The sequence below is a fragment of the Streptomyces sp. HUAS YS2 genome (genome assembly GCF_033343995.1).
Lineage (GTDB): Bacteria > Actinomycetota > Actinomycetes > Streptomycetales > Streptomycetaceae > Streptomyces > Streptomyces solicathayae.
Genome location: NZ_CP137573.1, coordinates 1,818,794 through 1,845,268 on the forward strand (window position 1 = coordinate 1,818,794; position 26,475 = coordinate 1,845,268).

Consider the following 26,475-nt stretch of genomic DNA (forward strand, 5'->3'; position numbering starts at 1 on the left):
TTCCGTCATGTCTGGAACTGGAATTGCCTTGGTGAGTCGGCGACACGTCGACTTGGGCCGCATGTCCAGCGCCATCTGTCCGGTGCGCTGAGAGAACCAGCAACGCCGCGATTCCATTTTTGCCCGACCCTGCTGCGCACCGTCGCGCCATCCTCTGACACCTGCGTGAGTGTGCAGGTCAGAGCCGCCCTCCTGCAGTCCCGAAGGACAAGACGCCATGGCCGCCACCCCGGAAAACCCCGCCCCCGCCACGCCGCGCCGCAAGGTGAGCCGTCACCGTGGCGAGGGTCAGTGGGCCGTGGGGCACTTCACCCCGCTGAACGGCAATGAGCAGTTCAAGAAGGACGACGACGGTCTCAATGTGCGGACACGCATTGAGACGATCTACTCGAAGCGCGGTTTCGACTCGATCGACCCCAACGACCTGCGCGGCCGGATGCGTTGGTGGGGCCTGTACACGCAGCGCAAGGAAGGCCTGGACGGCACCAAGACCGGTGTCCTGGAGCCGGAGGAGCTGGACGCCGAGTACTTCATGCTCCGTGTCCGTATCGACGGCGGCCGGCTGACGACCGAGCAGCTTCGCGTCATCGGCGAGATCTCGCAGGAGTTCGCCCGCGGCACCGCCGACATCACGGACCGGCAGAACGTCCAGTACCACTGGATCCGGATCGAGGACGTACCCGAGATCTGGAACCGGCTGGAGGCCGTCGGCCTGTCCACCACCGAGGCCTGTGGCGACACCCCGCGCGTCATCCTCGGCTCGCCGGTCGCCGGCATCGCCGCGGACGAGATCATCGACGGCACCCCCGCCATCGAGGAGATCTACAAGCGGATCGTCGGCAACAAGGACTTCTCCAACCTGCCCCGCAAGTTCAAGTCCGCGGTCTCCGGCTCGCCGCTGCTCGACGTGGCGCACGAGATCAACGACATCGCCTTCGTCGGCGTCGAGCACCCCGAGCACGGCCCCGGTTTCGACGTCTGGGTCGGCGGCGGTCTGTCCACCAACCCCAAGCTGGGCGTGCGCCTCGGCACCTGGGTCTCGCTCGACGAGGTCCCGGACGTGTACGAGGGCGTCATCTCGATCTTCCGTGACTACGGCTACCGCCGGCTGCGCACCCGCGCCCGCCTGAAGTTCCTGGTCGCCGACTGGGGCCCGGAGAAGTTCCGCCAGGTCCTGGAGGACGAGTACCTGAAGCGGAAGCTGACGGACGGCCCCGCCCCCGAGGAGCCCGCGGGCCGCTGGCGCGACCACGTCGGCGTCCACCCGCAGAAGGACGGCCGCTTCTACGTGGGCTTCGCGCCGCGCGTCGGCCGGGTCGACGGCGCCACCCTGACCAAGATCGCCGAGATCGCGGAGGCGCACGGCTCCGGCCGGGTGCGCACCACCGCCGAGCAGAAGATGCTCGTCCTCGACATCGAGGAGGCGCAGGTCGAGTCGATCGTCTCCGCCCTGGAGGCGCTGGACCTGCGCGTCACCCCCTCGCCGTTCCGCCGCGGCACGATGGCCTGCACCGGCATCGAGTTCTGCAAGCTGGCGATCGTCGAGACCAAGGGCCGCGGCTCCTCGCTCATCGACGAACTCGAGCGCCGAATCCCCGAGTTCGACGAGCCGATCACCATCAACATCAACGGCTGCCCGAACGCCTGCGCCCGTATCCAGGTCGCGGACATCGGTCTCAAGGGACAGCTGGTCCTGGACGACGAGGGCAACCGCGTCGAGGGCTACCAGGTGCACCTGGGCGGCGCGCTGGGCCTGGAGGCCGGCTTCGGCCGCAAGGTCCGCGGCCTGAAGGTCACTTCGGCCGAGCTGCCCGACTACGTCGAGCGGGTCCTCACGCGCTACCAGGAGCAGCGCGAGGACGGCGAGCGCTTCGCCTCCTGGGCGGCCCGCGCCTCGGAAGAAGCCCTGTCGTGAGCGTCGGCGAGCGGCAGCAGAGGGAGGGGTCATGAGCGAGCGAGCAGCGCCGTTCCACTGCCCCTACTGCGGCGACGAGGACCTGCGGCCGCACGAGCAGGGTCACGGCGCGTGGGAATGCCGGGCGTGCAGTCGAGCCTTCCAGCTGAAGTTCCTGGGGCTCCTCGCCCCGGGCACTTCGAGCAACTCCGACGGAGGGGAAGAGATATGACGATCACTCAGGACGCGACCGCGGCCGACCTGAAGGCACTCGCCGAGCAGGCCGGCCGTGATCTGGAGGACGCCTCCGCGCTGGAGATCCTCCAGTGGGCGGCCGACACCTTCGGCCCGACGTTCTGCGTCACCTCCTCGATGGAGGACGCGGTGGTCGCCCACCTCGCCTCCCGGGCCCGGCCCGGCGTGGACGTGGTCTTCCTCGACACCGGCTACCACTTCCCGGAGACCATCGGCACCCGGGACGCGGTCGAGGCGGTGATGGACGTCAACGTCATCACGCTGACCCCGCGCCGGACGGTCGCCGAGCAGGACGCCGAGTACGGCCCGAAGCTGCACGACCGCGACCCCGACCTGTGCTGCGCGCTGCGCAAGGTCCAGCCCCTCGAAGAGGGTCTGACCGCGTACCAGGCGTGGGCGACGGGCCTGCGCCGCGACGAGTCCCCGACCCGGGCGAACACCCCGGTCGTCGGCTGGGACGAGAAGCGGCAGAAGGTCAAGATCTCCCCGATCGCCCGCTGGACGCAGGACGACGTGGACGCGTACGTCGCCGAGCACGGCGTGCTCACCAACCCGCTGCTGATGGACGGCTACGCCTCCGTCGGCTGCGCCCCCTGCACCCGCCGGGTCGCCGAGGGCGAGGACGCCCGCGCCGGACGCTGGGCGGGCCGGGCCAAGACCGAGTGCGGACTGCACGGATGACGGACACTCAGGAAGTTCAGGAGAAGCACGTGACGGGTGCCACCATCTGGCTCACCGGTCTGCCGAGCGCCGGCAAGACGACCATCGCGTACGAACTCGCCGGCCGGCTGCGCGGCGAGGGCCACCGGGTCGAGGTGCTCGACGGCGACGAGATCCGCGAGTTCCTCTCCGCGGGCCTCGGCTTCAGCCGCGAGGACCGGCACACCAACGTGCAGCGGATCGGCTTCGTCGCGGAGCTGCTCGCCTCGAACGGCGTGAAGGTCCTCGTCCCGGTCATCGCGCCGTACGAGGACAGCCGCGAGGCGGTTCGGGGGCGGCACGCGTCCGAGAACACGCCGTACGTCGAGGTGCACGTCGCCACTCCGGTGGAGGTGTGCTCCGAGCGTGACGTCAAGGGTCTGTACGCCAAGCAGGCAGCGGGCGAGATCAGCGGCCTGACCGGCGTCGACGACCCGTACGACGAGCCGAAGAACCCCGATCTGCGGATCGAGTCCCACACCCAGACCGTGCAGGAGTCGGCAGCACAGCTCCACAAGCTGCTCACCGAGAGGGGTCTCGCATGACGACCGTCGCTCACGTCCACGACACCACGGACAGCCCGTTCGCGCTGTCGCACCTGGACTCGCTGGAGTCCGAGGCGGTGCACATCTTCCGTGAGGTGGCGGGTGAGTTCGAGCGGCCGGTGATCCTGTTCTCCGGCGGCAAGGACTCCATCGTCATGCTGCACCTGGCGCTGAAGGCGTTCGCCCCCGCGGCGATCCCGTTCACGCTGCTGCACGTCGACACCGGGCACAACTTCCCCGAGGTCCTCGAGTACCGCGACCGCGTGGTCGCCCAGCACGGGCTGCGGCTGCACGTCGCGTCCGTGCAGGAGTACATCGACGCCGGCAAGCTGCGCGAGCGCCCCGACGGCACCCGCAATCCGCTGCAGACGGTGCCGCTTACCGAGGCGATCCAGCAGCACCGCTTCGACGCGGTGTTCGGCGGCGGCCGCCGCGACGAGGAGAAGGCCCGCGCCAAGGAGCGCGTGTTCTCCCTCCGCGACGAGTTCTCCCAGTGGGACCCGCGCCGGCAGCGCCCGGAGCTGTGGCAGCTCTACAACGGCCGGCACGCCCCGGGCGAGCACGTCCGTGTGTTCCCGCTGTCCAACTGGACCGAGCTGGACGTCTGGCAGTACATCCAGCGCGAGGCCATCGAGCTGCCGGAGATCTACTTCGCCCACGAGCGCGAGGTGTTCGCCCGCAGCGGCATGTGGCTGACCGCCGGCGACTGGGGCGGCCCGAAGGAGACCGAGACGGTCGAGACGCGGCTGGTCCGCTACCGCACCGTCGGCGACATGTCCTGCACCGGCGCCGTCGACTCCGACGCCACCACGCTCGACGCCGTGATCGCCGAGATCGCCGCCTCCCGCCTCACCGAGCGGGGCGCGACCCGCGCCGACGACAAGATGTCCGAGGCCGCGATGGAAGACCGCAAGCGCGAAGGGTACTTCTAATGAGCACGTCCACCGAGCAGCTGTCCGAGCAGCTGGCGGCCACCACCCTGCTGCGCTTCGCCACCGCCGGGTCCGTCGACGACGGCAAGTCCACCCTGGTGGGCCGGCTCCTGCACGACTCCAAGTCGGTGCTCGCCGACCAGCTGGAGGCCGTCGAGCACGCCTCCCGGTCCCGCGGCCAGGAGGCTCCGGACCTGGCGCTGCTCACCGACGGTCTGCGGGCAGAGCGCGAGCAGGGCATCACCATCGACGTGGCGTACCGCTACTTCGCGACCCCGCGCCGCCGGTTCATCCTCGCCGACACCCCCGGGCACGTGCAGTACACCCGGAACATGGTCACCGGCGCCTCGACGGCCGAGCTGGCCGTGGTCCTGGTCGACGCCCGCAACGGCGTCGTCGAGCAGACCCGCCGGCACGCCGCGGTGGCCGCGCTGCTGCGCGTCCCGCACGTGGTCCTGGCCGTGAACAAGATGGACCTGGTCGACTACCAGGAGTCCGTCTTCGCCGCGATCGCCGAGGAGTTCACCACGTACGCCTCCGAGCTGGGCGTCCCGGAGATCACCGCGATCCCGATCTCCGCGCTGGCCGGCGACAACGTGGTGGAGCCGTCCGCCAACATGGACTGGTACGGCGGCCCGACGGTCCTGGAGCACCTGGAGACCGTGCCGGTCAGCCACGATCTGACGGCCTGCCACGCGCGCTTCCCGGTGCAGTACGTGATCCGTCCGCAGACCGCCGAGCACCCGGACTACCGGGGCTACGCCGGTCAGATCGCGGCCGGCGCGTTCCGGGTCGGCGAGCAGATCACCGTGCTGCCCTCGGGCAAGACCTCCACGATCACCGGGATCGACGCGCTCGGCGAGTCCGTCGACATCGCCTGGGCGCCGCAGTCGGTGACGATCCGGCTGGCCGACGACATCGACATCTCGCGCGGCGACCTGCTCGCCCCGAGCGGCGACGCCCCGGCCACCAGCCAGGACGTCGTCGCCACCGTCTGCCACGTGGCGGACCAGCCGCTCACCGTGGGCCAGCGGGTGCTGCTCAAGCACACCACCCGCACGGTCAAGGCGATCGTCAAGGAGATCCCGTCCCGGCTGACGCTGGACGACCTCTCCCAGCACCCCGAGCCGGGGCAGCTCGTCGCCAACGACATCGGCCAGGTGAAGGTCCGTACCGCCGAGCCGCTCGCGCTCGACGCGTACGCGGACTCCCGGCGCACCGGTTCGTTCCTGCTGATCGACCCCGCTGACGGCACCACGCTGGCGGCCGGCATGGCGGGCGAGTCCTTCGTCTCCGCCAAGGCCGCGGCCGACGCCGACGACGACGCGGAAGGGTGGGACTTCTAGATGACCGACGTCTACGCGTCCTTCGCCAAGGAGGGCGGCCGGGTGGGCTCCGGCGCCCTCGGCGCCGGCATGGGAGGTGTCGCGCGATGTGCGTGCTGACACCGATGCGCGCCGTACGCGGCGCCGTGCCGCTCCACCCGCTCCACCACTCACGACACAGACGAAGACTTCGAAGACCCTGAGGGGACAACCTCCGTGCCTGCCTCCCGTACCACCCTGCGCCGCTCCATCGCCGCCGCCGCGGCCCTGCCGCTGCTGATCGGCGCGCTCGCCTCCTGCGGCTACGGCTCCGAGGCCAAGAACGACGAGAAGAAGGTGGCGACCGAGGGCGAGAAGCTCTCCGCCGACGCGGTCCGGCTCGGGTACTTCCCGAACCTGACGCACGCCACCGCCCTGGTGGGACACCAGGAAGGCATCTTCCAGAAGGAACTGGGCGGCACCGAGCTGAAGGTCTCCACCTTCAACGCCGGCCCGTCCGAGATCGAGGCGCTGAACGCCGGCTCGATCGACATCGGCTTCATCGGCCCGTCGCCGTCCATCAACGGCTACACCAAGTCCAAGGGCACCAACCTGCGCATCGTCGGCGGCTCGGCCTCCGGCGGCGTGAAGCTGGTCGTGAACCCGGACAAGATCAAGACCCTGGACGACGTCAAGGGCAAGCGGATCGCCACCCCGCAGCTCGGCAACACGCAGGACGTGGCCTTCCTCAACTGGGTCTCGGAGAAGGGCTGGAAGGTCGACGCCCAGAGCGGCAAGGGCGACGTCTCCGTGCTCCGCACCGACAACAAGGTCACTCCGGACGCCTACAAGTCCGGTTCCATCGACGGCGCGTGGGTGCCGGAGCCGACCGCGTCGAAGCTGGTCAGCGAGGGCGCGAAGGTGCTGCTCGACGAGTCCGACCTGTGGCCGGACAAGAAGTTCGTGATCACGAACATCATCGTGTCGCAGAAGTTCCTGAAGGAGCACCCGGACGTCGTCGAGGCGGTGCTGCGCGGTTCGGTGAAGACCAACGCGTGGATCAACGCCAACCCGGAGAAGGCGAAGGCCTCGGCCAACGCCAAGCTGGCGAAGCTGTCCGGCAAGCCGCTCGGTGACAAGGTCATCAACGGCGCCTGGCCGTCGATCCAGTTCACCAACGACCCGCTGGCCGCCACCCTCCAGGCCCAGGCGGACCACGCGGTGAAGGCCGGTCTCCTGGAGAAGCCCGACCTGAAGGGCATCTACGACCTGACGGCCCTGAACAAGGTCCTGAAGGCCGCCGGTCAGCCCGTGGTCTCCGACGCCGGTCTCGGCGCCAAGTAACCCGACCAGCAGCCCAGTTCCCCAGGAGGTGACGACCATGGCCACGACCGCCACGCTCGCCAAGGCCGAGGACCGCGCGGTGCAGACGCACGCGGCCCGCATCGAGCACGTCTCGAAGTCCTTCGGCGGGCCCAAGGGCGGGCAGCTCGTCCTCGACGACATCTCGCTCGATGTCGCCCCGGGCGAGTTCGTCACCCTCCTGGGGGCCTCGGGCTGCGGCAAGTCGACGCTGCTCAACCTGGTCGCCGGGCTCGACCGGCCGTCCGCGGGGTCCATCGAGACCCCCGGCGGCCGGCCGGCCCTGATGTTCCAGGAGCACGCCCTGTTCCCGTGGCTCACCGCGGGCAAGAACATCGAGCTCGCGCTGAAGCTGCGCGGGCTCCCCAAGGCCGAACGCCGGCCCGAGGCCGAGCGGCTGCTCGAACTCGTCCGGCTCGGCGGCTCGTACGGCAAGCGGGTGCACGAGCTGTCCGGCGGCATGCGCCAGCGCGTGGCGCTCGCCCGGGCGCTCGCCCAGGACAGCGACCTGCTCCTGATGGACGAGCCGTTCGCGGCGCTCGACGCCATCACCCGGGACGTGCTGCACGACGAGCTGACCCGGATCTGGCGGGAGACGAAGCTGTCCGTGCTCTTCGTCACCCACAACGTGCGCGAGGCCGTGCGGCTGGCCGAGCGCGTGGTGCTGCTGTCGTCCCGGCCCGGCCGGATCGCCCGGGAATGGACGATCGACATCCCGCAGCCGCGCCGCATCGAGGACGCCGCCGTGGCGGAGCTGTCCGTCGAGATCACCGAAGAACTGCGTGGGGAGATCCGCCGTCATGGCCAGCACTGAGACGACCGAGGCCGTCGAGCCGGTCAAGACCGACGACCTCGCGGGACTGGAGGCCGGACTCGACGCGCTGGACAGCGTGCAGATCCGCCGCGCCCCGGTGCGTGAGGTGCTGCTGAAGAAGGTCCTGCCGCCCGCCCTGGCCGTCGCGCTGGTGCTGGTCGTCTGGCAGCTGCTCGTCGTCGCGAAGGTCGCCGACGAGGGCAAGCTGCCGTCGCCCGGCGCGGTCTGGGACAGCCTCTCCGACATGTGGCTGCAGGGCACGCTCCTCGAAGTCCTGTGGACCAGCGTGTCGCGGGCCCTGCTCGGCTTCCTGCTGGCGCTCGCCATCGGTACGCCGCTGGGCCTGCTGGTGGCCCGGGTCGGCGCGGTGCGCGCGGCGATCGGCCCGATCCTGTCCGGTCTGCAGTCGCTGCCGTCGGTCGCCTGGGTGGCACCCGCGGTCCTGTGGCTCGGCCTCAACGACAGCATGATGTACGCCGTCATCCTGCTCGGCGCGGTCCCGTCCATCGCCAACGGCCTGGTGGCCGGCGTCGACCAGGTGCCGCCGCTGTTCCTGCGGGCCGGGCGGACCCTGGGCGCGACCGGGCTCAAGGGCGCGTGGCACATCGTCATGCCGGCCGCGCTGCCCGGCTACCTGGCGGGCCTGAAGCAGGGCTGGGCGTTCTCCTGGCGTTCGCTGATGGCCGCCGAGATCATCGCCTCCTCGCCCGACCTGGGCCTGGGCCTGGGCCAGCTCCTGGAGAACGGCCGGAACAACTTCGACATGCCGGGGATCTTCCTCGCGATCATCCTGATCCTGCTCGTCGGCGTCGCCATCGACCTGCTGATCTTCAGCCCGCTGGAGCGCGCCGTGCTGCGCCGCCGCGGCCTGCTGGTGAAGGCCTGAGATTCCATGAACCCCGTTCTTTTCGTCATCGCCCACGGCAGCCGTGATCCGCGGCACGCGGCGACCGTGCACGCGCTGGTGCGCGGCGTGCGCTCGCTGCGGCCGGGGCTGCGCGTGGAGACGGCGTTCCTGGACTTCAACCTGCCGTCCGTGACCGGGGTGCTCGACCGGCTCGCGGCGGAGGGGGTGCGGGACGTGGTGGCGCTGCCGCTGCTGCTGACCCGGGCCTTCCACGCCAAGTCCGACATCCCCGCCGTGCTCCGCGAGGCCCCCGCGTCCTTGCGGATCCGGCAGGCGGAGGTGCTCGGCCCGTCGCCGCTGCTGCTCGCGGCGGTGGAGCGACGACTGTACGAGGCCGGGCTCAGCCCTGCCGACAAGAGCGCGACCGGGGTCGTCCTGGCCTCGGCGGGCTCCACCGACCCGGAGGCGATCGCAGCGATCGCACAGACGGCGCGGGAGCTGCGGCGCACCGGTTGGTGCTCCGTGCGGCCTGCGTTCGCCTCCGCATCTCTCCCCCGCACCGAGGACGCCGTCCGGGCGCTGCGCGCCGACGGCGTCCGCCGGGTCGCGGTCGCCCCGTACGTGATCGCCCCCGGCCGGCTCCCCGATCGCATCGCGGCGGGTGCCCGCGACGGCGGGGCCGACGTACTGGCCGACGTCCTCGGCCCGTCTCCGGAGCTGGCCCGGCTGCTGCTCGACCGCTACGACCAGGCGTCGGCCCGGGAGCGCGTGGCCGCCTGAGCGTCGTCGCCACGAATCCGGTGGATTCTCCAAGGCACCGAGGTCGATCTCTTGACCTCGGTGCCTTCTGTCGTCGAGTCTTGTGGTCGTTCGACCCATGACCACCGAAGGAGGCGACCCGCGGATGTGCATCCACTCCGATCTCGGTCGCCTCGCCCAGCTCACCGTCTGGGTTCCGGGTCGCATCGCGCACGGCTGCTGACACGCCGTCCTGTCGTGCCGCCCGTCCGCGGCACTTTCCGGGTTTGATGTCTCCCTCTCCTGGCACGTCGTTGTCGCGTGCCGTTTTGCGCGCGCCTCTCCCGAGTGGCGCGGCTGAACACAGAAAGCTGCCCGAAATTGGCGAACCTCATGATCATGGTGAACGGGAAGAAAACACCCTTGTCACCGGCCACGCCTCACACCACGGTGCTGGATCTCCTGCGCGAGCGTGGCCTCACCGGCACCAAGGAGGGCTGCGCCGAGGGTGAATGCGGCGCCTGTTCCGTCCTGGTGGCGCGTCCGGGCGTGACCGAGCCCACCGACTGGGTGGCGGTCAACGCCTGCCTGATCCCGGCCGCGGCGCTCGACGGGCAGGAGGTCGTCACCTCCGAGGGCCTCGCCACGCCCGGCGAGGACGGCACGCCGCCCACCCTGCACCCGGTGCAGGAGGAGATGGCGGTGCGCGGCGGGTCCCAGTGCGGTTACTGCACGCCGGGATTCGTCTGCAGCATGGCCTCCGAGTACTACCGGGCCGACCGCTGCGCGCACCCGGGCTCGGACGCGGACGGCAGCGCCGACCACGAGCACGGTCCGAACGGCTTCGACCTGCACGCGCTGAGCGGAAACCTGTGCCGCTGCACCGGCTACCGCCCGATCCGGGATGCCGCGTTCGCCGTCGGTGCGCCCTCGGCCGAGGACCCGCTGGCGCGGCGGCGCGAGCAGGCCCCGCCGGCACCGGTCGCCACCGAGTACACCCGGGACGGCAGCGCGTTCCTGCGGAAGGAGACCCTGGCCGAGACGCTGCGGCTGCTGCGCGAGCGGCCCGGCGCGGTGGTGGTCGCCGGCTCCACCGACCACGGCGTCGAGGTGAACATCCGCTCCCGCCGCGAGGGTTGTGTGGTCGCCGTCGACCGGCTTCCCGAACTCCGGGAGCTGCGCGTCGAGTCGGACCACATCGAGATCGGGGCGGCGCTGACGCTCACCGAGATCGAGCGCCGCCTCGACGGCGACGTCCCGCTCCTCGCCGAGCTGTTTCCGCAGTTCGCCTCCCGGCTCATCCGCAACAGCGGAACCCTCGGCGGCAACCTGGGCACCGGCTCCCCGATCGGTGACAGCCCGCCGGCGCTGCTCGCCCTCGACGCGTCGCTGGTGCTCGCCGACGCCGACGGCGAGCGCGTGGTCCCGCTGGCGGAGTACTTCACCGGCTACCGGCAGAGCGTGCGCCGTCCCGACGAGCTGATCCGCGCGGTGCGCGTCCCGCTGCCGCTGTCGCCGGTCACGGCCTTCCACAAGATCGCCAAGCGGCGCTTCGACGACATCTCCAGCGTGGCGGTCGCCTTCGCGCTCGACATCGACGCCGGGATCGTCCGCAAGGCGCGCATCGGTCTGGGCGGCGTGGCCGCCACCCCGATCCGCGCGCTCGCCACCGAGGCGGCCCTGGAGGGCAGGCCGTGGTCGGCGGAGACGGTCGAGGCCGCGGCCCGGGTGCTGCGGGGCGAGGGCACACCGATGGACGACCATCGCGCCAGCTCCCTCTACCGTTCCGCGATGCTCGGCCAGAGCCTGCTGAAGCTGCACGCACAGACCACCGAGGCGGTGTCGTCATGAGTCACCTGTCCGAGCGTCCCGAGAAGCCCGTCGTCGGCGTCGCGATGCCGCACGAGAGTGCCTTCCAGCACGTCACCGGCACCGCGCTCTACACCGACGACCTGGTCCAGCGCACCAAGGACGTGCTGCACCTCCACCCGGTCCAGGTCATGAAGGCCCGTGGCCGGATCACCGCGCTGCGCACCGAGCCCGCGCTCGCCGTGCCCGGTGTGGTCCGCGTGCTGACCGGTGCCGACGTGCCCGGCGTCAACGACGCCGGCATGAAGCACGACGAGCCACTGTTCCCCGACGAGGTCATGTTCCACGGCCACGCGGTCGCCTGGGTGCTCGGCGAGACCCTGGAGGCGGCCCGCCTCGGCGCCGCGGCCGTCGAGGTGGAACTCGAGGAACTCCCCTCCCTGATCACGCTGCAGGAGGCGATCGCGGCGGAGAGCTTCCACGGCGCCCGGCCCCTGATGGTGCACGGCGACATCGACGCCGGCTTCGCCGACTCCGCGCACGTGTTCACCGGCGAGTTCCAGTTCTCCGGTCAGGAGCACTTCTACCTGGAGACGCACGCGGCGCTGGCGCAGGTCGACGAGAACGGGCAGCTGTTCGTCCAGAGCAGCACCCAGCACCCGTCGGAGACCCAGGAGATCGTCTCGCACGTGCTCGGCGTGCCGGCCCACGAGGTGACCGTGCAGTGCCTGCGGATGGGCGGCGGCTTCGGCGGCAAGGAGATGCAGCCGCACGGGTTCGCGGCCGTCGCCGCGCTCGGCGCCAAGCTGACCGGCAGGCCGGTCCGGTTCCGGCTCAACCGCACTCAGGACATGACCATGTCCGGCAAGCGGCACGGATTCCACGCCACGTGGAAGATCGGCTTCGACGCCGAGGGCCGCATCCAGGCCCTCGACGCCACCCTGACGGCGGACGGCGGCTGGAGCCTGGACCTGTCCGAGCCGGTGCTCGCCCGCGCGCTGTGCCACATCGACAACACGTACTGGATCCCCCACGCGCGCGTCGCGGGTCGCGTCGCCAGGACCAACACGGTCTCCAACACCGCCTTCCGCGGCTTCGGCGGACCGCAGGGCATGCTGGTGATCGAGGACATCCTGGGCCGCTGCGCACCGCTGCTCGGACTGGACGCCATGGAGCTGCGGGAGCGCAACTTCTACACGCCCGGCCAGGGCCAGACGACGCCGTACGGGCAGCCGGTCACACAGGCCGAGCGGATCTCCACCGTCTGGCAGCAGGTGCGGGAGGACGCCGGCTTCGCCGACCGCACGCGCGAGATCGCGGCCTTCAACGCCGCGCACCCGCACACCAAGCGGGCGCTCGCGATCACCGGCATCAAGTTCGGCATCTCGTTCAACCTCACCGCCTTCAACCAGGGCGGCGCGCTGGTGCTGATCTACAAGGACGGCTCCGTCCTGATCAACCACGGCGGCACCGAGATGGGCCAGGGCCTGCACACCAAGATGATGCAGGTGGCCGCGACCACGCTGGGCATCCCTCTGCACAGGGTGCGCCTCGCCCCGACGCGTACGGACAAGGTGCCCAACACCTCCGCCACCGCCGCCAGCGCCGGTGCGGACCTCAACGGCGGGGCGATCAAGAACGCCTGTGAGCAGCTGCGCGACAGGCTGCTCCAGGTGGCCGGCTCCCGGCTGGGTGCGAACGCCTCGGACGTGCGCATCGTCGAGGGCGTCGCGCGCGTCCTGGGCAGCGACGGGGAGCTGGCCTGGGACGACCTGGTGCGCACCGCGTACTTCCAGCGGGTCCAGCTCTCGGCGTCCGGTTTCTACCGGACCGAGGGGCTGCACTGGGACGCGAAGGCGTTCCGGGGCAGGCCGTTCAAGTACTTCGCCTACGGCGCCGCGGCGACCGAGGTGGAGGTCGACGGCTTCACCGGCGCGTACCGCGTCCGGCGGGTGGACATCGTGCACGACGTCGGCGAGAGCCTCTCCCCGTTGATCGACATCGGTCAGGTCGAGGGCGGTTTCGTGCAGGGCGCGGGCTGGCTGACGCTCGAGGACCCGCGCTGGGACACCGGCGACGGCCCGAGCCGCGGCCGGTTCCTGACCCAGGCGGCGAGCACCTACAAGCTGCCGAGCTTCTCGGAGATGCCCGAGGAGTTCCACGTCAGGCTGCTCGAGAACGCCACCGAGGAGGGCGCGGTCTACGGCTCCAAGGCGGTGGGGGAGCCTCCGCTGATGCTGGCGTTCTCGGTGCGCGAGGCGCTTCGGCAGGCCGCCGCCGCGTTCGGGCCGAGCGGGGTCAGTGTCCATCTGGCCTCGCCCGCGACGCCGGAGGCGGTGTACTGGGCGATCCAGGAGGCCCGTCGGGGCGGTGCCGCCCCCGCCGTAGCGGCCGACGCGGAAGCCCTGAGCGGTGCCTGACATGACGTGGTTCGCCGCGGTCGCGCGGCTGCGGGCACGCCGGGAGGCCGGCGTGCTCGTGACCGTCGCGACCGTGCGCGGCCACGCCCCGCGCGACGCCGGCGCGAAACTGGTCGTGGGGCAGGTCGAGACCTGGGGCTCGATCGGCGGCGGCAACGTGGAGGCCGTCGCGATCGACCGGGCCCGGGAGATGATCGCCGCCGCCGAACCGGCGCCGGAGTTCATCGACTTCGCCCTGAACGAGAAGGTGTCCAACCGGCACGGCGTGCAGTGCTGCGGCGGCACCGTCCAGGTGCTGCTCGAACCGCTGCCGGTGGCACGGGCGGTGGCGGTCTTCGGCGTCGGGCACGTCGGTCTCGAACTGGCGCGCATCCTGGCCCGTCAGGACCTCGACCTCCATCTCGTCGACAGCCGGGCCGACATGCTCACCGAGGAACGGCTCGCCGTGCTGGACGACTCGGTGGCTCAGGTGCACGCGCATCACGCTCCGCTGTTGCCCGAGCAGGTCCTCGAGGAGTTGCCGCGCGGCACCCATGTCCTGATCATGACGCACGACCACGCCGAGGACGCCGCTCTGTGCGACGTCGCCCTGCGTACGCCCGGTCTCGGCTCCATCGGGCTGATCGGGTCGGCGGCCAAGTGGGCGCGGTTCCGCAAGCGCCTCTCCACCGAGGGCGGTCACGACGACGCCACCATCGATCGGATCAAGACCCCGATCGGGCTGGCCGACATCACCGGCAAGGAACCCGCGACCATCGCCGTGAGCGTCGCCGCCGATCTGCTGCGCGTGTTCGAGACCGAGAGGAGCTGACGCCCCGCCGGCACCGCGCGTGCGGATCAGCCGAAGTCGAGGCCGCCGGTGCGGGTGCGCTTGATCTCGAACAGGTCCGGGTGGCCGGCGAGGACGCGGAAGCTGTCGAAGAGTTCGGCCGCCTTCTCGCCGCGCGGGATCGCCCGCAGCACCGGGCCGAACCAGGCCGTGCCGTCGACGTGGATCGTGGGGGTGCCGACATAGCCGCCGGCCTCCGGGTCCTTGCCGGCGTCGTGGCTGACCCGCACCGCCTCGTCGTGCGCGGCGTCGTGCGCGGCGGCGGCCAGTCCGGCCGGGAGGCCCAGCTCGGCGAGCGATTCGGCGACGACGGCGTCGAAGTCCTCGTTCTTCTTCTCGTGGATCCGGGTGCCGTACGCGGTGTAGAGGTCCCGCAGCACCTCGGGGCCGTGCTGCGCGGCAGCCGCGGCGGCGACCCGGACCGGGCCGATCGACTTGTCGACGAGCGTGCGGTACCAGTCCGGGAGTTCGTTGCCCTCGTTGTGGAAGTACAGGCTCATCACATGGAAGCGCAGCTCTATGTCGCGCTGCCGCTCGACTTCCAGCATCCAGCGGGAGGTGATCCAGGCGAACGGGCAGGCGGGGTCGAAATAGAAGTCCACAGTCGTTGTCATGGTGGGAACCCTAGCCCCGGACCGGCCCGTCGGGGCGGGCCATTCACGACTCGTCGGACTGGGCCACTTCGGTCAACTCGACGAGCTTCCGGACGGTGTTCCAGTTGCGGGCGGTGACGGTGACACCCTTGAAGACGGCCGGCCTCGACAGCGCCTCCCCGAGCTTGGAGCGGCCGAGACCGTCGGGCGCGTAGAGGTAGAGGACCCGGTCGCCGAGCGCGAACGCCTCGGGGCGGAAGGCCTCCTCGTCGATTCCCGCGAAGCGCTTCTCGTCGACGGAGCCCGAGAGGTAGAAGGCGTGGAGCTGCTTGCCCTCGAGCTCCGCGGCGGGGAACGGGCAGTCCCGCTCGACGGCGGCGAGGTAGTCGTGGTCGCGGACCAGGCAGTCGACGCTGAAGCCGAAATGCTTCTCGATCGCCGCCTCGACGGCCTGCCGGACGACGTCGTCCGGGTGGTCCGCCGGGGCGGTGAAAACGGCGTTGCCGCTCTGGAGGTACGTCTTCACGTCCCGGTACCCGAGACCTTCGAGGACCGAACGGAGATCCGCCATCGGGACCTTGCGGTGGCCCCCGACGTTGATCCCGCGGAGCAGCAGCGCGTACGTCGTTGTCATGGGCACACGATAGGGCGGTCGCCGTGCCCCGTGGGGGAGGGCACGGCGACCGCCGGTCATCGGGGTGCCGCTGCTACTCGACGATCTTGAGCAGCTTGTTGGCCGTGCCCTCGCTCGGGTTCTTGATCGCGCCGTCCGTCGCGCCCGCGACCAGGGCCTCGGCGACCTGCGCCGGGGTGGCGTCGGGGTGCCCGGCCAGGTAGACCGCGGCCGCGCCGACGACGTGCGGCGTGGCCATGGAGGTGCCGGATATCGTCTTCGTGCCGCTGTCGCTGTCGTTCCAGGCGGAGGTGATGTCCGAGCCCGGGGCGTAGATGTCCACGACGGAGCCGAAGTTGGAGAAGTCCGACTGCTCGTCGTCCTTCGTCGAGGAGGCGACGGTGATGGCCTCCTGGACACGGGACGGGGAGCCCTGGCCGGCGTCGGAGGACTCGTTGCCGGCCGCGACGGCGAAGGTGACGCCGGAGTCGATGGCCTTGCGGACCGCCTCGTCGAGGGCCTCGTCGGCGCCGCCGCCGAGGCTCATGTTGGCGACGGACGGGCCCTGGTGGTTCTTGGTGACCCAGTCGATGCCGGCGACGACCTGCTCGGTGGTGCCGGAGCCTTCGTCGTCGAGGACGCGGACGGCGACGATCTTCGCCTTCTTGGCGACGCCGTGCGCGGTGCCGGCGATGGTCCCGGCGACGTGCGTGCCGTGGCCGTTGCCGTCGTCGGCGCTGTCGTCGTTGTCCACGGCGTCGAAGCCGTGCGACGCGCGGCCGCCGAAGTCCTCGTGGCTGATCCGGACGCCGGTGTCGATGACGTACGCGGTGACGCCCTCGCCCGCCTGGTCCGGGTAGGTGTACTTCTGGTCGCCGGCGGTCTCGGTCTGGTCGACGCGGTCCAGGCCCCACGACGGCGGGTTGTCCTGCGTCTCGTTGATCGAGAACTTCTTGTTCTGGACGACCTTGGCGACGGCCGGGTCGGCGGCGAGGCGCTTGGCCTCGGTGTCCGAGAGGTTCCCGGCGGAGAAGCCGTTGATCGAGGAGGTGTAGCTGCGGCGCAGGGTGCCGCCGTACTTCGCGGCGAGCTTCTTGCTGTCGGCCTTCTCGTCGAGGAGGACGATGAAGCTGCCGTCGACCTCACCGGTCGCGTTGAGTCCGTAGACGGTGCCTTCGGTGGGGGCGGAGGCAGCGCCCGCGAACGGGGAGGTGAGTGCGGTCAGTCCGGCTGCGACGGCCACGGCGGTGATTCCGGCGGTGAGCGTCAGCTTGCGGGCACGCTTGTGTGTTGCCATGAAGAGAGGTCTCCTCGTCAGCATTTTGTGGGGGGTTGGGCCTCCGGACGGAAAATCTCCGGCGACTGGTCAAAAACCCTGGCCGACTGACGCGCTCAGATCAAGACCTTCATACAGCTGTGACTTACTCAACAAGCCTTCGTAATAACAAAGTCGGGCGTACCTCTCAACTCGCCCTGGGCTAGCGCTGGTAGCGCGACAGCACCCTGTTTCCGTCCTTCACAAGCCTCTTACGCAGCTCCCCCACATCGATCGCACCACTGTAGAACTCCTGGAAAGCCGGGGTCGCGACCTTGTCCTTCCACTCCGGATATCCGCGCACCGACTGGGCGGGCGCCGAGCGCAGATGCGCGGCGACGGCCGCGCCGGTCGCCCAGCCGTCCTTCGCGGTGTGCAGGGAGGGGTCGGCGAGCGCGGTGGTGCCGGTCGGCAGCATCCAGTCGCCGCGCGCGAGCCGGACCATGTTCGCCGGCTGCAGCAGGAAGTCGAGGAAGCGCGCGGCCTCCTTCTTGTGCGGGCTGTCCTCGGCGATGGAGAGGGTCTGCGGGCTGACCCCCTGGGCGAGCCCCTCGGGTCCGGCGGGGGCCGGGAGCACGATCCACTCGAAGCCCTTCGGGGCCTGCTGGGTGATCTGCTGCCGGTACGAGAAGCCCAGCGGCACCATCGCGTACTTGCCGCCGAAGAAGCCGGGCAGGGTGTCGGAGCCGCCGGTGCCGAGCGTCGAACGGGAGGCGCTGCCATCGGTGTTGACCTGGTCGTGGACGGTGCCGGGGACGACGGAGTCGGCGTCGGTGAAGCGGATCGTCACCCGGCCGTCCGGGCCGCGGTGGAAGAGCTGCCCGCCGGCCGAGAGGCCGAGGTTGAGGCTGACCGAGACGGGCTCCTTCAGCGGCCAGGCGATCGCGTGCTTCCCCTTGCCCATGGCGGTCGTCAGGTCCTTGGTGACCCGGCGGAACTCCGTCCAGGTCCAGGGCTGTTCGGGTGTCGGGATCCGGACGCCGGAGGACTCCAGGATCTTCTTGTTGGCCATGATGACGCGCGGCTCCTGGAGGAACGGCACGCCGTAGATCCCGTCGCCGAAGGTGGTGGTCTCCCAGCTGCGTGCGGGAATGTCGGCGCGCAGCCGCTCGGGCAGCAGCCCGCGCAGGTCGGCGAGATAGCCGCCGTACGCGAAGTCGGCCAGGTCGTCGGAGGCGTCGTGGATGACGTCCGGGGCCTCGCCGCCCTCGAAGGAGGTCAGCAACTGGTCGTGGACGCTGTCCCAGCTGCCCTGCACGTAGTCGACCTGGATGTCCGGGTGGGCGGCGTTCCACTCCGCCACCAGCTGCTTGTTGGCGTCGACGGACTCCTTCTGCCAGGCCAGCGACTGGAACCGGAGCCGGACCGTGCCCGCTGTTCCGTCGTCGCCGCCGGCGGTGCAGCCGGTGAGCATCAGCGCGAGCGCGGCAGCCGCGGCGGCGAGTCTCGGGGCGCGCATCAGGACTTCACCGCCCCGGCCAGCATGCCGCCGGTGATCCGTTTCTGGATGATCGCGAAGATCACCAGGGAGGGAAGGGTGGCGAGGAAGGCGGCGGCGGCGAGCGGTCCGAGGTCGGCCGCGCCCTCGGCGCCGAGGAAGTGGGTGAGGACGACCGGCAAGGTCTGCTTCTCCGGGGTCTTGAGCAGGACGAGCGCGAAGAAGAACTCGTTCCATGCGGTGATGAAGGCGAAGAGCGCGGTGGCGACGATGCCGGGCGTGAGCAGCGGCGCGGTGACCGAGACGAGGACGCGCAGCCGTCCGGCCCCGTCGACCGCGGCGGCCTCCTCCAGTTCGGCCGGCACGGCCCGTACGTACCCGACGAGCATCCAGAGCGCGAACGGCAGCGCCCAGACCACGTACACCATGACGAGTCCGGCCAGGCTGTTGATCAGGTGCAGGTTCTTCAGGACCAGGAAGAGCGGGATGATCACCAGGACGAAGGGGAACGCCTGGCTGACCACCACCCAGCCGGTGGCGGCGGTGGAGAGCCGGGAGCGGTGCCGGGCGATCGCGTAGGCCATCGGAGTGGCGACGAGGACGGCGATCAGGGCGGCGGCGAGGGCGGCGAGCAGGCTGTTGCCGGCGGCCCGGAGCAGCGGCTGCTCGTCGAAGGCCTGGCGGAAGTTGTCGAGGGTCGGGTCCTCGGGGATCCAGGTGGGGTGCAGCGAGCCGAGTTCCCTGGCGGGCTTGAAGGCGGTGGAGACGAGCCAGAGGAACGGGAAGGCGAGGAAGACCAGGTACGCGAGGAGCGCGAGGTACTGGCCGAGCCGGGCGGGTCTGCTCGTACGCGTCACGCTCACCGCTGGTCCTCCCCCTTGAGCCGGCCGACCAGATGCAGCGCGAGGAGCACGGAGATCACCGCGACCATCACGCAGCCCATCGCGGCGGCGTAGCCGAACTGCCCGTACCGGAAGGCCTCTTCGTAGGCGAAGAGCATCGGCAGCCGGGTGCGGCCACCGGGTCCGCCGTTGGTCAGCACGTAGACCAGGGCGAAGGCGTTGAAGTTCCAGATGAAGTTGAGCGCGGTGACGGCCAGCGCGACGGGTCTGAGGGCGGGCCAGGTGACGGTGCGGAAGCGGCGCCAGGCGCCGGCGCCGTCGAGCGCGGCGGCCTCGTGGAGTTCGTGCGGGGTGTTCTGGAGTCCGGCGAGCAGGGTCACGGTGGTCTGCGGCATGCCGGCCCAGACGCCGACGAGGATCACGGCGGGCAGTGCGGTGGCGAGCCCGGTGAGCCAGTCGCGGCCGTCGCCGAGGCCCAGGTCGCGGATCGTCTCGTTGAGGACGCCCGCGTCGGGGTTGTAGACCAGCCGCCACATGATGCCGACGACGACCTCGGGCATGGCCCACGGGATGATCGCGAGCGCCCGGGTCAGCCAGCGGAAGCGCAGCTTCTCGTTGAGCAGCAGGGCGAGGCCGAGGGCGAGCAGGAACTGCGGGGCGGTGACGCCGACGGCCCATGACAGGCCGATCCGGAAGGAGTCCCAGAAGAGGGTGTCGTGCCACAGGTCCTGGAAGTTGAGGGCGCCGACCCACTGGGTGGCCTGGGTGCGGCCGGACTGGGCGTCGGTGAACGCGAGCGCGAGGCCGTAGAGCAGCGGGCCGACGCTGAGCAGCAGGATCGGGATCAGCGCGGGCAGCACCAGGAACCAGGCGCCGTGGTCGCGTCGTGCGTGGTCCGGTCTCGGGCCGGCGGCCGACTTCGTTCCGCCGGACCGCTTCGTTGCGGTCACTGAACTCACGTTCGACCCCTTTTGGTGCCCTTTGTGAAGTTGAACCCGCCTCCGTCATGGTCCTGACAGGCTGTCGGTTCGTCAAGGCGCCCTGCGTCGATGCGAGACTTTGTCGCATTCGCACCTGGAGCTGGGGAGATATCGATGGACGAGGCGCGGGCACGGGACGTCCTGGCCGCCGCCGGGCTGCCTGCGGCGGACGCGACGCTGCTGGCGCTGGGCGAGAACGCGGTCTTCGCCGCGGGCGGCCTGGTGGTGAAGGTCGGCCGGGACGCGGAGCTGCTGGACCGGGCCGAGCGGGAGCTGGCGCTCGCCGACTGGCTGGCCGAGGCGGAGGTCCCTGCCGTACGGGCGGCGGAGCCGAAGCCGCGGCTGGTGGACGGCCACCCGGTCACCGTCTGGCACCGGCTGCCCGACGCGGTGCGCCCGGCCGAACCGAAGGACCTGGCCCCGCTGCTGCGCCGGGTGCACGAGCTGCCCGAGCCGCAGGGCTTCACGCTCCCCCGCCGCGACCTGCTCGGCGGGGTCGAGCGCTGGCTGCGCCTGGCGGGCGACGCGATCGACCCGGCGGACGCCGCCTTCCTGCGGGAGCGGCGGGACTCCTTCGCCCCGACGGCGGCAGCGCTCACCCCGCACCTGCCCCCGGGCCCGATCCACGGCGACGCGCTCCCCCGCAACGTGTACGTCGGCCCGGACGGGCCGGTCCTGGTCGACCTGGAGACCTTCTCCTCGGACCTGCGCGAGCACGACCTGGTCGTCCTGGCCCTCTCCCGCGACCGGTACGGGCTCGACCCGGCGGCGTACGACGCGTTCACCGCCGCGTACGGCTGGGACGTCCGGGAGTGGGAGGGCTGCGCGGTGCTGCGGGGCGCCCGGGAGACCGCGAGCTGCGCCTGGGTGGCCCAGCACGCGCCGGCGAACCCGAAGGCACTGGCCGAGTTCGAGCGCCGGGTGGCCTCGCTGCGGGACGGCGACCCCGAGGTGCGCTGGTACCCGTTCTGACATCATGGCCGGGACCTAAAACCCATGCCAGGACGGGGTGTTGCGATGCGTAGGGAACTGTCCGAGGTGACGCTGGACGTCGAGGTGAGCGGTGAGGGACCGGCCGTGCTGCTGGTGCACGGCTTCCCCGACTCGCACGACCTGTGGCGCCATCAGGTGCCGGCGCTGAACGCGGCCGGCTACCGCACGATCGCCCCGACCCTGCGGGGCTTCGGCGCGTCGGACCGGCCGGACGGCGGCCCGGAGGCGTACCACCCGGCGAAGCACGTGGGCGACCTGCTGGAGCTGCTGGCCGGGCTGGAGATCGACCGGTTCCACCTGGTGGGCCACGACTGGGGCTCGGGCATCGCGCAGGGTCTTGCGCAGATCGTGCCGGACCGGGTGGCTTCCCTGAGCATCCTGTCGGTGGGCCACTGGGCCTCGATCCAGGACGCGGGCTGGGAGCAGAAGCAGCGGTCCTGGTACATGCTGCTGTTCCAGTTCGCCGGGGTGGCCGAGGACTGGATGACCCGGGACGGCTTCGCCAACCTCCAGGAGATGCTGGGCGAGCACAGGGACGCGGAGGCGATCCTGGAGACCCTGAAGGAGCCGGGCGCGCTGACCGCCGCCCTGAACATCTACCGCGCGGCCCTGCCGCCTGAGCAGATGTTCGCCCCGGTGCGCGAGCCGCAGCCGCTGCCCGGTCCCGTCATGGGCGTGTGGAGCACGGGCGACCGGTTCCTCACCGAGCAGTCGATGACCGGCACGGCGAAGCACGTGGACGGTTCCTGGCGGTACGAGCGGATCGACGGCGCGGGCCACTGGCTCCAGCTGGACGCCCCGGAGCGGCTGAACGCGCTGCTCCTGGACTTCCTCGCGGAGCACCCGATGGGCTGAACCGGCTCAGTTCGTGGCGGGGACGAGCTCCCGCAGCGGCCACGACGGGTCGACGAACGCCTCCGGGTCTCCCTTCCCACGGAGGAAGGCCTGGAAGTTCTCGGCCCAGTCGCGGTACCAGCCGATCTGACGGGTGTGCAGCTCGGCGGGGGTCAGCGCGGCCACGGCGGCGTGCCGCTCGGCTATCGCCACGGCGACCCGGACCGCGGCCAGCGCGTCGGCGGCCGCCTGGTGGGCCGCGTCGAGGACGACGCCGTACTCCGCGCAGACGGCCTCCAGCGTCCGCTTGCCGCGCCGGTACCGGTCCACGGAGCGGTCGATGGTGTACGGGTCGACGACCGGGCCGGTCGGCGCCCCGCCGAGCCGGTCGCCGAGCGAGGGCAGTCCGTGCCGCCGCAGTTCGGCGGACAGCAGGGTCAGGTCGAAGGCCGCGTTGTACGCGACGACGGGGACGCCCCGGTTCCAGTACCCGGTCAGCGTCTCGGCGATCTCCTCGGCCACCTCGCGCACCGGCCGCCCCTCGGCCGCCGCACGCTCGCTGCTGATGCCGTGGATGGCGGACGCCTGCTCCGGGATGCGGATGCCGGGGTCGGCGAGCCAGTCGCGCTGGCCGACCACCCGGCCGCCCTCGACGGCGACGACCGAGGCCGTCACGATCCGCGCCTCCAGCGGATCGGTGCCCGTCGTCTCCAGGTCGAAGCCGACCAGTGGTTCCCCATGCCAGGCCATCGGGTCCTCCTTACGTGATCTCCCCCGTGGTGCCGACCACCCTCGCACGCGGCACTGACAACAGACCGGCCAGCCCGGACAAATCTCACGAAACCGGACGGGAATCGAGCCAGACCGACTCGAACTCCTCCCGGTACGTGACGAACAGTCCGTTTTCGCCATCCCCGCCCGGCCGGCCCTCCCGGACCACGTTCCGGCCACCGCCGCGCAGCACCAGCACCGGGGCCTCCATGCCCCGCGCCCGGCGCAGATAGGACTGGACGACCGCGACCCCGTCCGGCCCGTCCCCGTCCACCAGGTAGGCCGTGAAGCGCGGGGTCTCGTCGAAGACGTGGATCTGGAACGCGCCCGGATCGCGCAGCCGGGAACGCACCCGCCGCATGTGCAGGATGTTCATCTCCACCGAGCGGCTCAGCTCGCCCTTCTTCAGCCCCAGTTCCCGCTCGCGCCGCTTCACCGCGCTGCTCGCCGGGTTGAGGAACAGCAGCCGTATCCGGCAGCCGGACTCGGCGAGGCGCACCAGGCGCCGGCCGGAGAAGTTCTGCACCAGCAGGTTCAGGCCTATGCCGGTGGCGTCGAGCCGGCGCGCCCCGCCGAACAGGTCCTCGGCCGGCAGCTGCCGCTGCAGCCGCACCCGGTCCGGGTGGACCGAGACCACGTCCGCGTACCGGTCGCCGACCAGGTCCTCGACCGCGTCGACCGGCAGCCGGTCGGCGGACGGGACGCCGGCGCCGCTGCCCAGGATCTCCAGGAGCCGGGCGGAGGCCCGCTCGGACTGCGCGAGCACGGTCAGCGAGAGGGCCCGGTTGCGGGAGACGACGTTGCGGGTGACCTCCAGCTCGTCGAGCGCCAGCTCGACCTCGCGCCGGTCGTCGAAGTACGGCTCGAAGCAGGGCCAGTGCTGCACCATCAGCTCCCGCAGCTGCGGGAGCGTCAGGAAGCTGAGGACGTTGTCGTCGGCCGGGTCCAGCAGATAGCCCTTGCGCCGGGACACCTCCCGCACCGCGACCGCGCGCTGCACCCACTCCTGTCCGGCCGGCCCGGCCGCCGCCACCACCCAGTCCTCGCCGTGGACCGGTTCGTACACCGGGCGCAGCACGGCGGCCACGACGGCCCGCAGCCGCTGTTCGACGAGATTCAGCCAGATGTAGGCCCGGCCGGCCCGCTGGGCGCGGGTGCGGACCTCGCTCCAGGCCTCCGCGCCCCAGTCGAGTTCGGCCCCGATCTCCATCGGCCGCACGAGCGGCACCGCGCCCGGCGTCACGACGACGGTGTCCGGGTCGACAGGGTTCACGGGGTCCCCCTCGTGACCCGCGTCACCTGGGGGAAGCTCCAGACCTCCCGAGCTCACCCACGCACCGCCTTCTGCTCCTGGACGCCCTTAGCAACGATCAAGGAAGGGTACTCCGGGAGAAGGAGGCGGTGCAGCCGGATCGGCAGGCTCGCGGCTCAACTACCCAGCCGGGGAGCCCCGTTCTGATCGGCGAGATCTGCCGGAGTGAGCGGATTCATAGCGGTTACGTCCCTGGGCGCGAGCTGGAATCCCTGCCAGTGGACCGGCATCGGCTGCTGGTCCTCGTCCCGGGCGATGTGGTGGAACCCGATGTTGACCCAGACCGCCGGATCGGTCAGCGTCTCGCCGTTCACCCACTTGTCCACGCTGTCGGGCGCGCCCGCCCCGCAGTCGCGGATGTTGTTGCTGGCGAACTGCTCGCAGGGCTTCGTCTGCGTGAAGTAGACGTCGTGCCGGGTGAAACTCCGCCCGTCGTGCTTGGCGGACGGGCCGGGCACGATCTCGTACGAGCGCGGGTGGCCGTCCTTGTTCTTGCCGTTCGCGCTCACCACCCGCCACCAGCGCATGGTCTTCGCGTCCCCGGCCAGCTCCTTGGTGACCGGCGTGCGGGTGGTCTTCGCCTTCGGCTGACCGCTGCCGCGCGGCGGGGTGACCTTGGAGTCGAACTGCTCGATCCGGTCCTTGACGCTGCCGTCGAGGCCGAAGTCGAGCCGCCAGAACACGTTGTGGGCGTGGCTGGTGGCGTACGAGCCCGCGCCGGGTCCGATCGGCCAGCCGCGGCCGTCGGTGGCGTTGTAGTCGCCGGGCGAGAGGCTGCCGGTGGCGCCGACGTTGGCCGAGATCAGGCCGTCGGAGGAGAACCGCCACTCGGTGATGTACTCGTACCAGGCGACCTTGTTGACGGTGTAGACGAGCAGGTCCTTGCCCTGGGCCTGCCAGACCTTGGTGCCCTCGTCGTTGGCCATCCGGTAGGCGTGGCCGCGGGACCGGGTGGTGGTGCAGAGCCCGTTGACGGTGCCCGCTTCGGGGATCTTCACGGGCGTGAGGGTGCCACCGGGGCACTCGGCCGGGCGCAGGTTCTGCAGGCCCCAGCCGAACCCGGCGCCGGTGAGGTCGTCGTACTCGGCGTTGCCGTCGTCGTACGGGACGTGGATCTGCGCCAGTTTGGCGCTGTTGAGGACGCGGATCGGGGCGGCGGCACCCTTGGGCTGGTAGGTGACCTTGTTCAGGATCAGCCCGTGGTCGGTGTCGTAGCGCCAGCACATGCGCCAGGTGGTGCCGCCGTCGAGCTTCTGCTCGATGCGGTACGCGGCGGAGCAGTCGGGCCGGGTGGGCGCCGGGGCGGCGGTGGCCGTCACCGGGCCCGCGGCGGCCGTGGCGGTGCCGAGCAGCGCGGCGGCGGCAAGGACGGCGCCGTGCCTGCGGGCACGGCGGAGCCGGGAGAAGAGCATGGGACAGGAACCCCCTCGTACAGAAGTACGGAAGTGCTGAAAAGACGGAGCCGGACGGAGACGGACAGGCGCGGGTGGTCAGCCGACGCGGGTCACGGTCCGGGCGCTGAGGTCGACGATCAGATTCCGGGTGTCGATCCACGAACCGTTGCGGATCTTGGTGACGAGCCGGACGCAGCGGTGCTCGCCGCACTTCGCGAGCGCCGCGGGCACGTTCGCCTCGCGGTAGGTCCGGTACACGTCGCCGTTGAACCAGAGCTGATCCGGCGAGGTAAGGGCCTTCCCGGTGGCGTCCTTGTAGTCCTCCCGGACGCCTTTGCCGAGCGGGCTCACCAGGATCAGCTGCAGCGCCTCGCGCAGTTCACCGGGGTGCGCGGAGGGCTGCACCCCGCGCTGCGCGCGGGAGCTCTCCACCTTCCCGGTGTCCAGGTTCACCGTCCTGGTGATCAGCTCGTCGCGGCCGTAGTCGTAGTACCGCACCTCGGCGCGGCGCGGCGGGGCCGGGGCGTCCGCCTCGGCGGGCGGCGGCTCGGCGAGCACGGTGGCCAGGTGCTGCGGGCCCCGCTCCCCCTCGACGTCGCGGTAGGCGGCCCGGGCCGGCGGGGTCAGCGCCAGCGCCTCGGCACGCTTCAGCTCGTCGTCGGTGAGCGGGTCGGTGCCGACCCCTTTCGCGCCGGCCGGCGGCACGCTCGCGACGGTGCCGGGTTCCGGCGCGCCCTGCGCGTCCGGCCCGTTCTCCCCCTCGGCTCGTACCGTCCCGGTGGCGCGGCCCCCCGTGTCGTCCGCGCCCGCCGTGCCCGGCAGGGTGACGCCGACCATGATCGCGCTCCCCGTGACCGCCATGGCCGTGCCCGCCACCACCTTCCCCAGGTGGCGGCGTAGTTTTTCGTACACGTATCCCCCTCTGTCCCCCTATGGAGCGGT

Annotated in this window: 26 protein-coding genes; 16 read left to right on the forward strand and 10 right to left on the reverse strand. The window is 71.2% G+C overall.

Annotated features, from left to right (window positions below; genetic code table 11):
- Nucleotides 1-7 precede the first annotated feature (7 nt).
- From R2D22_RS36110 to xdhC, 14 genes are all read left to right on the forward strand, one after another.
- Nucleotides 8-91, forward strand: coding sequence for a putative leader peptide (locus R2D22_RS36110; protein ID WP_349817346.1), 84 nt, complete (start codon nucleotides 8-10; stop codon nucleotides 89-91).
- A gap of 126 nt (nucleotides 92-217) precedes the next feature.
- Nucleotides 218-1,915 (forward strand): nitrite/sulfite reductase, encoded by a 1,698-nt coding sequence (locus R2D22_RS08295; protein ID WP_318102292.1) that lies wholly within the window; start codon nucleotides 218-220, stop codon nucleotides 1,913-1,915.
- A gap of 31 nt (nucleotides 1,916-1,946) precedes the next feature.
- Complete coding sequence (locus R2D22_RS08300) at nucleotides 1,947-2,126, forward strand: hypothetical protein (RefSeq protein WP_318102293.1); 180 nt, start codon at nucleotides 1,947-1,949, stop codon at nucleotides 2,124-2,126.
- A complete protein-coding gene (locus R2D22_RS08305) occupies nucleotides 2,123-2,830 on the forward strand; it encodes a phosphoadenylyl-sulfate reductase (RefSeq protein WP_318102294.1) in 708 nt (235 codons plus the stop codon). Before R2D22_RS08300 ends, R2D22_RS08305 begins: the two co-directional genes overlap by 4 nt.
- On the forward strand, nucleotides 2,827-3,393 hold the full coding sequence (gene cysC / locus R2D22_RS08310) for an adenylyl-sulfate kinase (protein ID WP_318102295.1): 567 nt from the start codon (nucleotides 2,827-2,829) through the stop codon (nucleotides 3,391-3,393). The genes R2D22_RS08305 and cysC overlap by 4 nt, the downstream gene beginning before the upstream one ends.
- Nucleotides 3,390-4,325 carry a sulfate adenylyltransferase subunit CysD gene (cysD, locus tag R2D22_RS08315; RefSeq protein ID WP_318102296.1) on the forward strand — a complete coding sequence of 312 codons (936 nt, stop codon included), beginning with the start codon at nucleotides 3,390-3,392 and terminating at the stop codon, nucleotides 4,323-4,325. The genes cysC and cysD overlap by 4 nt, the downstream gene beginning before the upstream one ends.
- Nucleotides 4,325-5,671 carry a sulfate adenylyltransferase subunit 1 gene (locus R2D22_RS08320; protein ID WP_318102297.1) on the forward strand — a complete coding sequence of 449 codons (1,347 nt, stop codon included), beginning with the start codon at nucleotides 4,325-4,327 and terminating at the stop codon, nucleotides 5,669-5,671. The genes cysD and R2D22_RS08320 overlap by 1 nt, the downstream gene beginning before the upstream one ends.
- Nucleotides 5,672-5,866: 195 nt before the next feature.
- A complete protein-coding gene (locus tag R2D22_RS08325; RefSeq protein ID WP_318102298.1) occupies nucleotides 5,867-6,973 on the forward strand; it encodes an aliphatic sulfonate ABC transporter substrate-binding protein in 1,107 nt (368 codons plus the stop codon).
- Between the two features lie 37 nt (nucleotides 6,974-7,010).
- On the forward strand, nucleotides 7,011-7,805 hold the full coding sequence (locus R2D22_RS08330; RefSeq protein ID WP_318102300.1) for an ABC transporter ATP-binding protein: 795 nt from the start codon (nucleotides 7,011-7,013) through the stop codon (nucleotides 7,803-7,805).
- On the forward strand, nucleotides 7,792-8,691 hold the full coding sequence (locus R2D22_RS08335; RefSeq protein ID WP_318102301.1) for an ABC transporter permease: 900 nt from the start codon (nucleotides 7,792-7,794) through the stop codon (nucleotides 8,689-8,691). The genes R2D22_RS08330 and R2D22_RS08335 overlap by 14 nt, the downstream gene beginning before the upstream one ends.
- A 6-nt stretch (nucleotides 8,692-8,697) precedes the next feature.
- A complete protein-coding gene (locus R2D22_RS08340) occupies nucleotides 8,698-9,432 on the forward strand; it encodes a sirohydrochlorin chelatase (protein WP_318102302.1) in 735 nt (244 codons plus the stop codon).
- Nucleotides 9,433-9,783: 351 nt separating this feature from the next.
- Nucleotides 9,784-11,241 (forward strand): xanthine dehydrogenase small subunit, encoded by a 1,458-nt coding sequence (locus R2D22_RS08345; protein WP_318102304.1) that lies wholly within the window; start codon nucleotides 9,784-9,786, stop codon nucleotides 11,239-11,241.
- Nucleotides 11,238-13,619 (forward strand): xanthine dehydrogenase molybdopterin binding subunit, encoded by a 2,382-nt coding sequence (gene xdhB / locus R2D22_RS08350; protein ID WP_318102305.1) that lies wholly within the window; start codon nucleotides 11,238-11,240, stop codon nucleotides 13,617-13,619. The genes R2D22_RS08345 and xdhB overlap by 4 nt, the downstream gene beginning before the upstream one ends.
- 1 nt (nucleotide 13,620) lies before the next feature.
- Nucleotides 13,621-14,430, forward strand: a complete 810-nt coding sequence (xdhC, locus tag R2D22_RS08355) for a xanthine dehydrogenase accessory protein XdhC (protein WP_318102307.1) — start codon at nucleotides 13,621-13,623, stop codon at nucleotides 14,428-14,430.
- A 26-nt stretch (nucleotides 14,431-14,456) separates the two neighbouring features.
- On the opposite strand, the gene R2D22_RS08360 is transcribed toward xdhC, so the two are convergent.
- The 6 genes from R2D22_RS08360 to R2D22_RS08385 form a co-directional block, all read right to left on the reverse strand.
- Nucleotides 14,457-15,062, reverse strand: coding sequence for a DsbA family protein (locus R2D22_RS08360; protein ID WP_318102308.1), 606 nt, complete (start codon nucleotides 15,060-15,062; stop codon nucleotides 14,457-14,459).
- 43 nt (nucleotides 15,063-15,105) lie between these two features.
- Nucleotides 15,106-15,675: a DUF1697 domain-containing protein gene (locus R2D22_RS08365; protein ID WP_318102309.1), complete on the reverse strand. Its 570-nt coding sequence runs from the start codon at nucleotides 15,673-15,675 to the stop codon at nucleotides 15,106-15,108.
- A 73-nt stretch (nucleotides 15,676-15,748) separates the two neighbouring features.
- Nucleotides 15,749-16,951 carry a S8 family peptidase gene (locus R2D22_RS08370; RefSeq protein WP_318102310.1) on the reverse strand — a complete coding sequence of 401 codons (1,203 nt, stop codon included), beginning with the start codon at nucleotides 16,949-16,951 and terminating at the stop codon, nucleotides 15,749-15,751.
- Nucleotides 16,952-17,132: 181 nt separating this feature from the next.
- A complete protein-coding gene (locus tag R2D22_RS08375; RefSeq protein ID WP_318102311.1) occupies nucleotides 17,133-18,428 on the reverse strand; it encodes an ABC transporter substrate-binding protein in 1,296 nt (431 codons plus the stop codon).
- Complete coding sequence (locus R2D22_RS08380; RefSeq protein ID WP_318102312.1) at nucleotides 18,428-19,270, reverse strand: carbohydrate ABC transporter permease; 843 nt, start codon at nucleotides 19,268-19,270, stop codon at nucleotides 18,428-18,430. The genes R2D22_RS08375 and R2D22_RS08380 overlap by 1 nt, the downstream gene beginning before the upstream one ends.
- A complete protein-coding gene (locus tag R2D22_RS08385; RefSeq protein ID WP_318102314.1) occupies nucleotides 19,267-20,208 on the reverse strand; it encodes a carbohydrate ABC transporter permease in 942 nt (313 codons plus the stop codon). Before R2D22_RS08385 ends, R2D22_RS08380 begins: the two co-directional genes overlap by 4 nt.
- Before the next feature lie 135 nt (nucleotides 20,209-20,343).
- On the opposite strand from R2D22_RS08385, the gene R2D22_RS08390 reads away from it, so the two are divergent.
- Nucleotides 20,344-21,201 carry a phosphotransferase enzyme family protein gene (locus tag R2D22_RS08390; RefSeq protein WP_318102315.1) on the forward strand — a complete coding sequence of 286 codons (858 nt, stop codon included), beginning with the start codon at nucleotides 20,344-20,346 and terminating at the stop codon, nucleotides 21,199-21,201.
- Between the two features lie 45 nt (nucleotides 21,202-21,246).
- On the forward strand, nucleotides 21,247-22,077 hold the full coding sequence (locus R2D22_RS08395; protein ID WP_318102316.1) for an alpha/beta fold hydrolase: 831 nt from the start codon (nucleotides 21,247-21,249) through the stop codon (nucleotides 22,075-22,077).
- A gap of 6 nt (nucleotides 22,078-22,083) precedes the next feature.
- On the opposite strand, the gene R2D22_RS08400 is transcribed toward R2D22_RS08395, so the two are convergent.
- From R2D22_RS08400 to R2D22_RS08415, 4 genes are all read right to left on the reverse strand, one after another.
- Nucleotides 22,084-22,806, reverse strand: coding sequence for a 3'-5' exonuclease (locus R2D22_RS08400; protein WP_318102317.1), 723 nt, complete (start codon nucleotides 22,804-22,806; stop codon nucleotides 22,084-22,086).
- Between the two features lie 85 nt (nucleotides 22,807-22,891).
- Nucleotides 22,892-24,157 (reverse strand): SAV2148 family HEPN domain-containing protein, encoded by a 1,266-nt coding sequence (locus R2D22_RS08405; RefSeq protein WP_318102319.1) that lies wholly within the window; start codon nucleotides 24,155-24,157, stop codon nucleotides 22,892-22,894.
- Nucleotides 24,158-24,255: 98 nt separating this feature from the next.
- Nucleotides 24,256-25,551, reverse strand: a complete 1,296-nt coding sequence (locus R2D22_RS08410; RefSeq protein ID WP_318102321.1) for a copper amine oxidase — start codon at nucleotides 25,549-25,551, stop codon at nucleotides 24,256-24,258.
- A gap of 78 nt (nucleotides 25,552-25,629) precedes the next feature.
- Nucleotides 25,630-26,445 carry a Tat pathway signal sequence domain protein gene (locus R2D22_RS08415; RefSeq protein ID WP_318102323.1) on the reverse strand — a complete coding sequence of 272 codons (816 nt, stop codon included), beginning with the start codon at nucleotides 26,443-26,445 and terminating at the stop codon, nucleotides 25,630-25,632.
- Nucleotides 26,446-26,475: the final 30 nt, after the last annotated feature.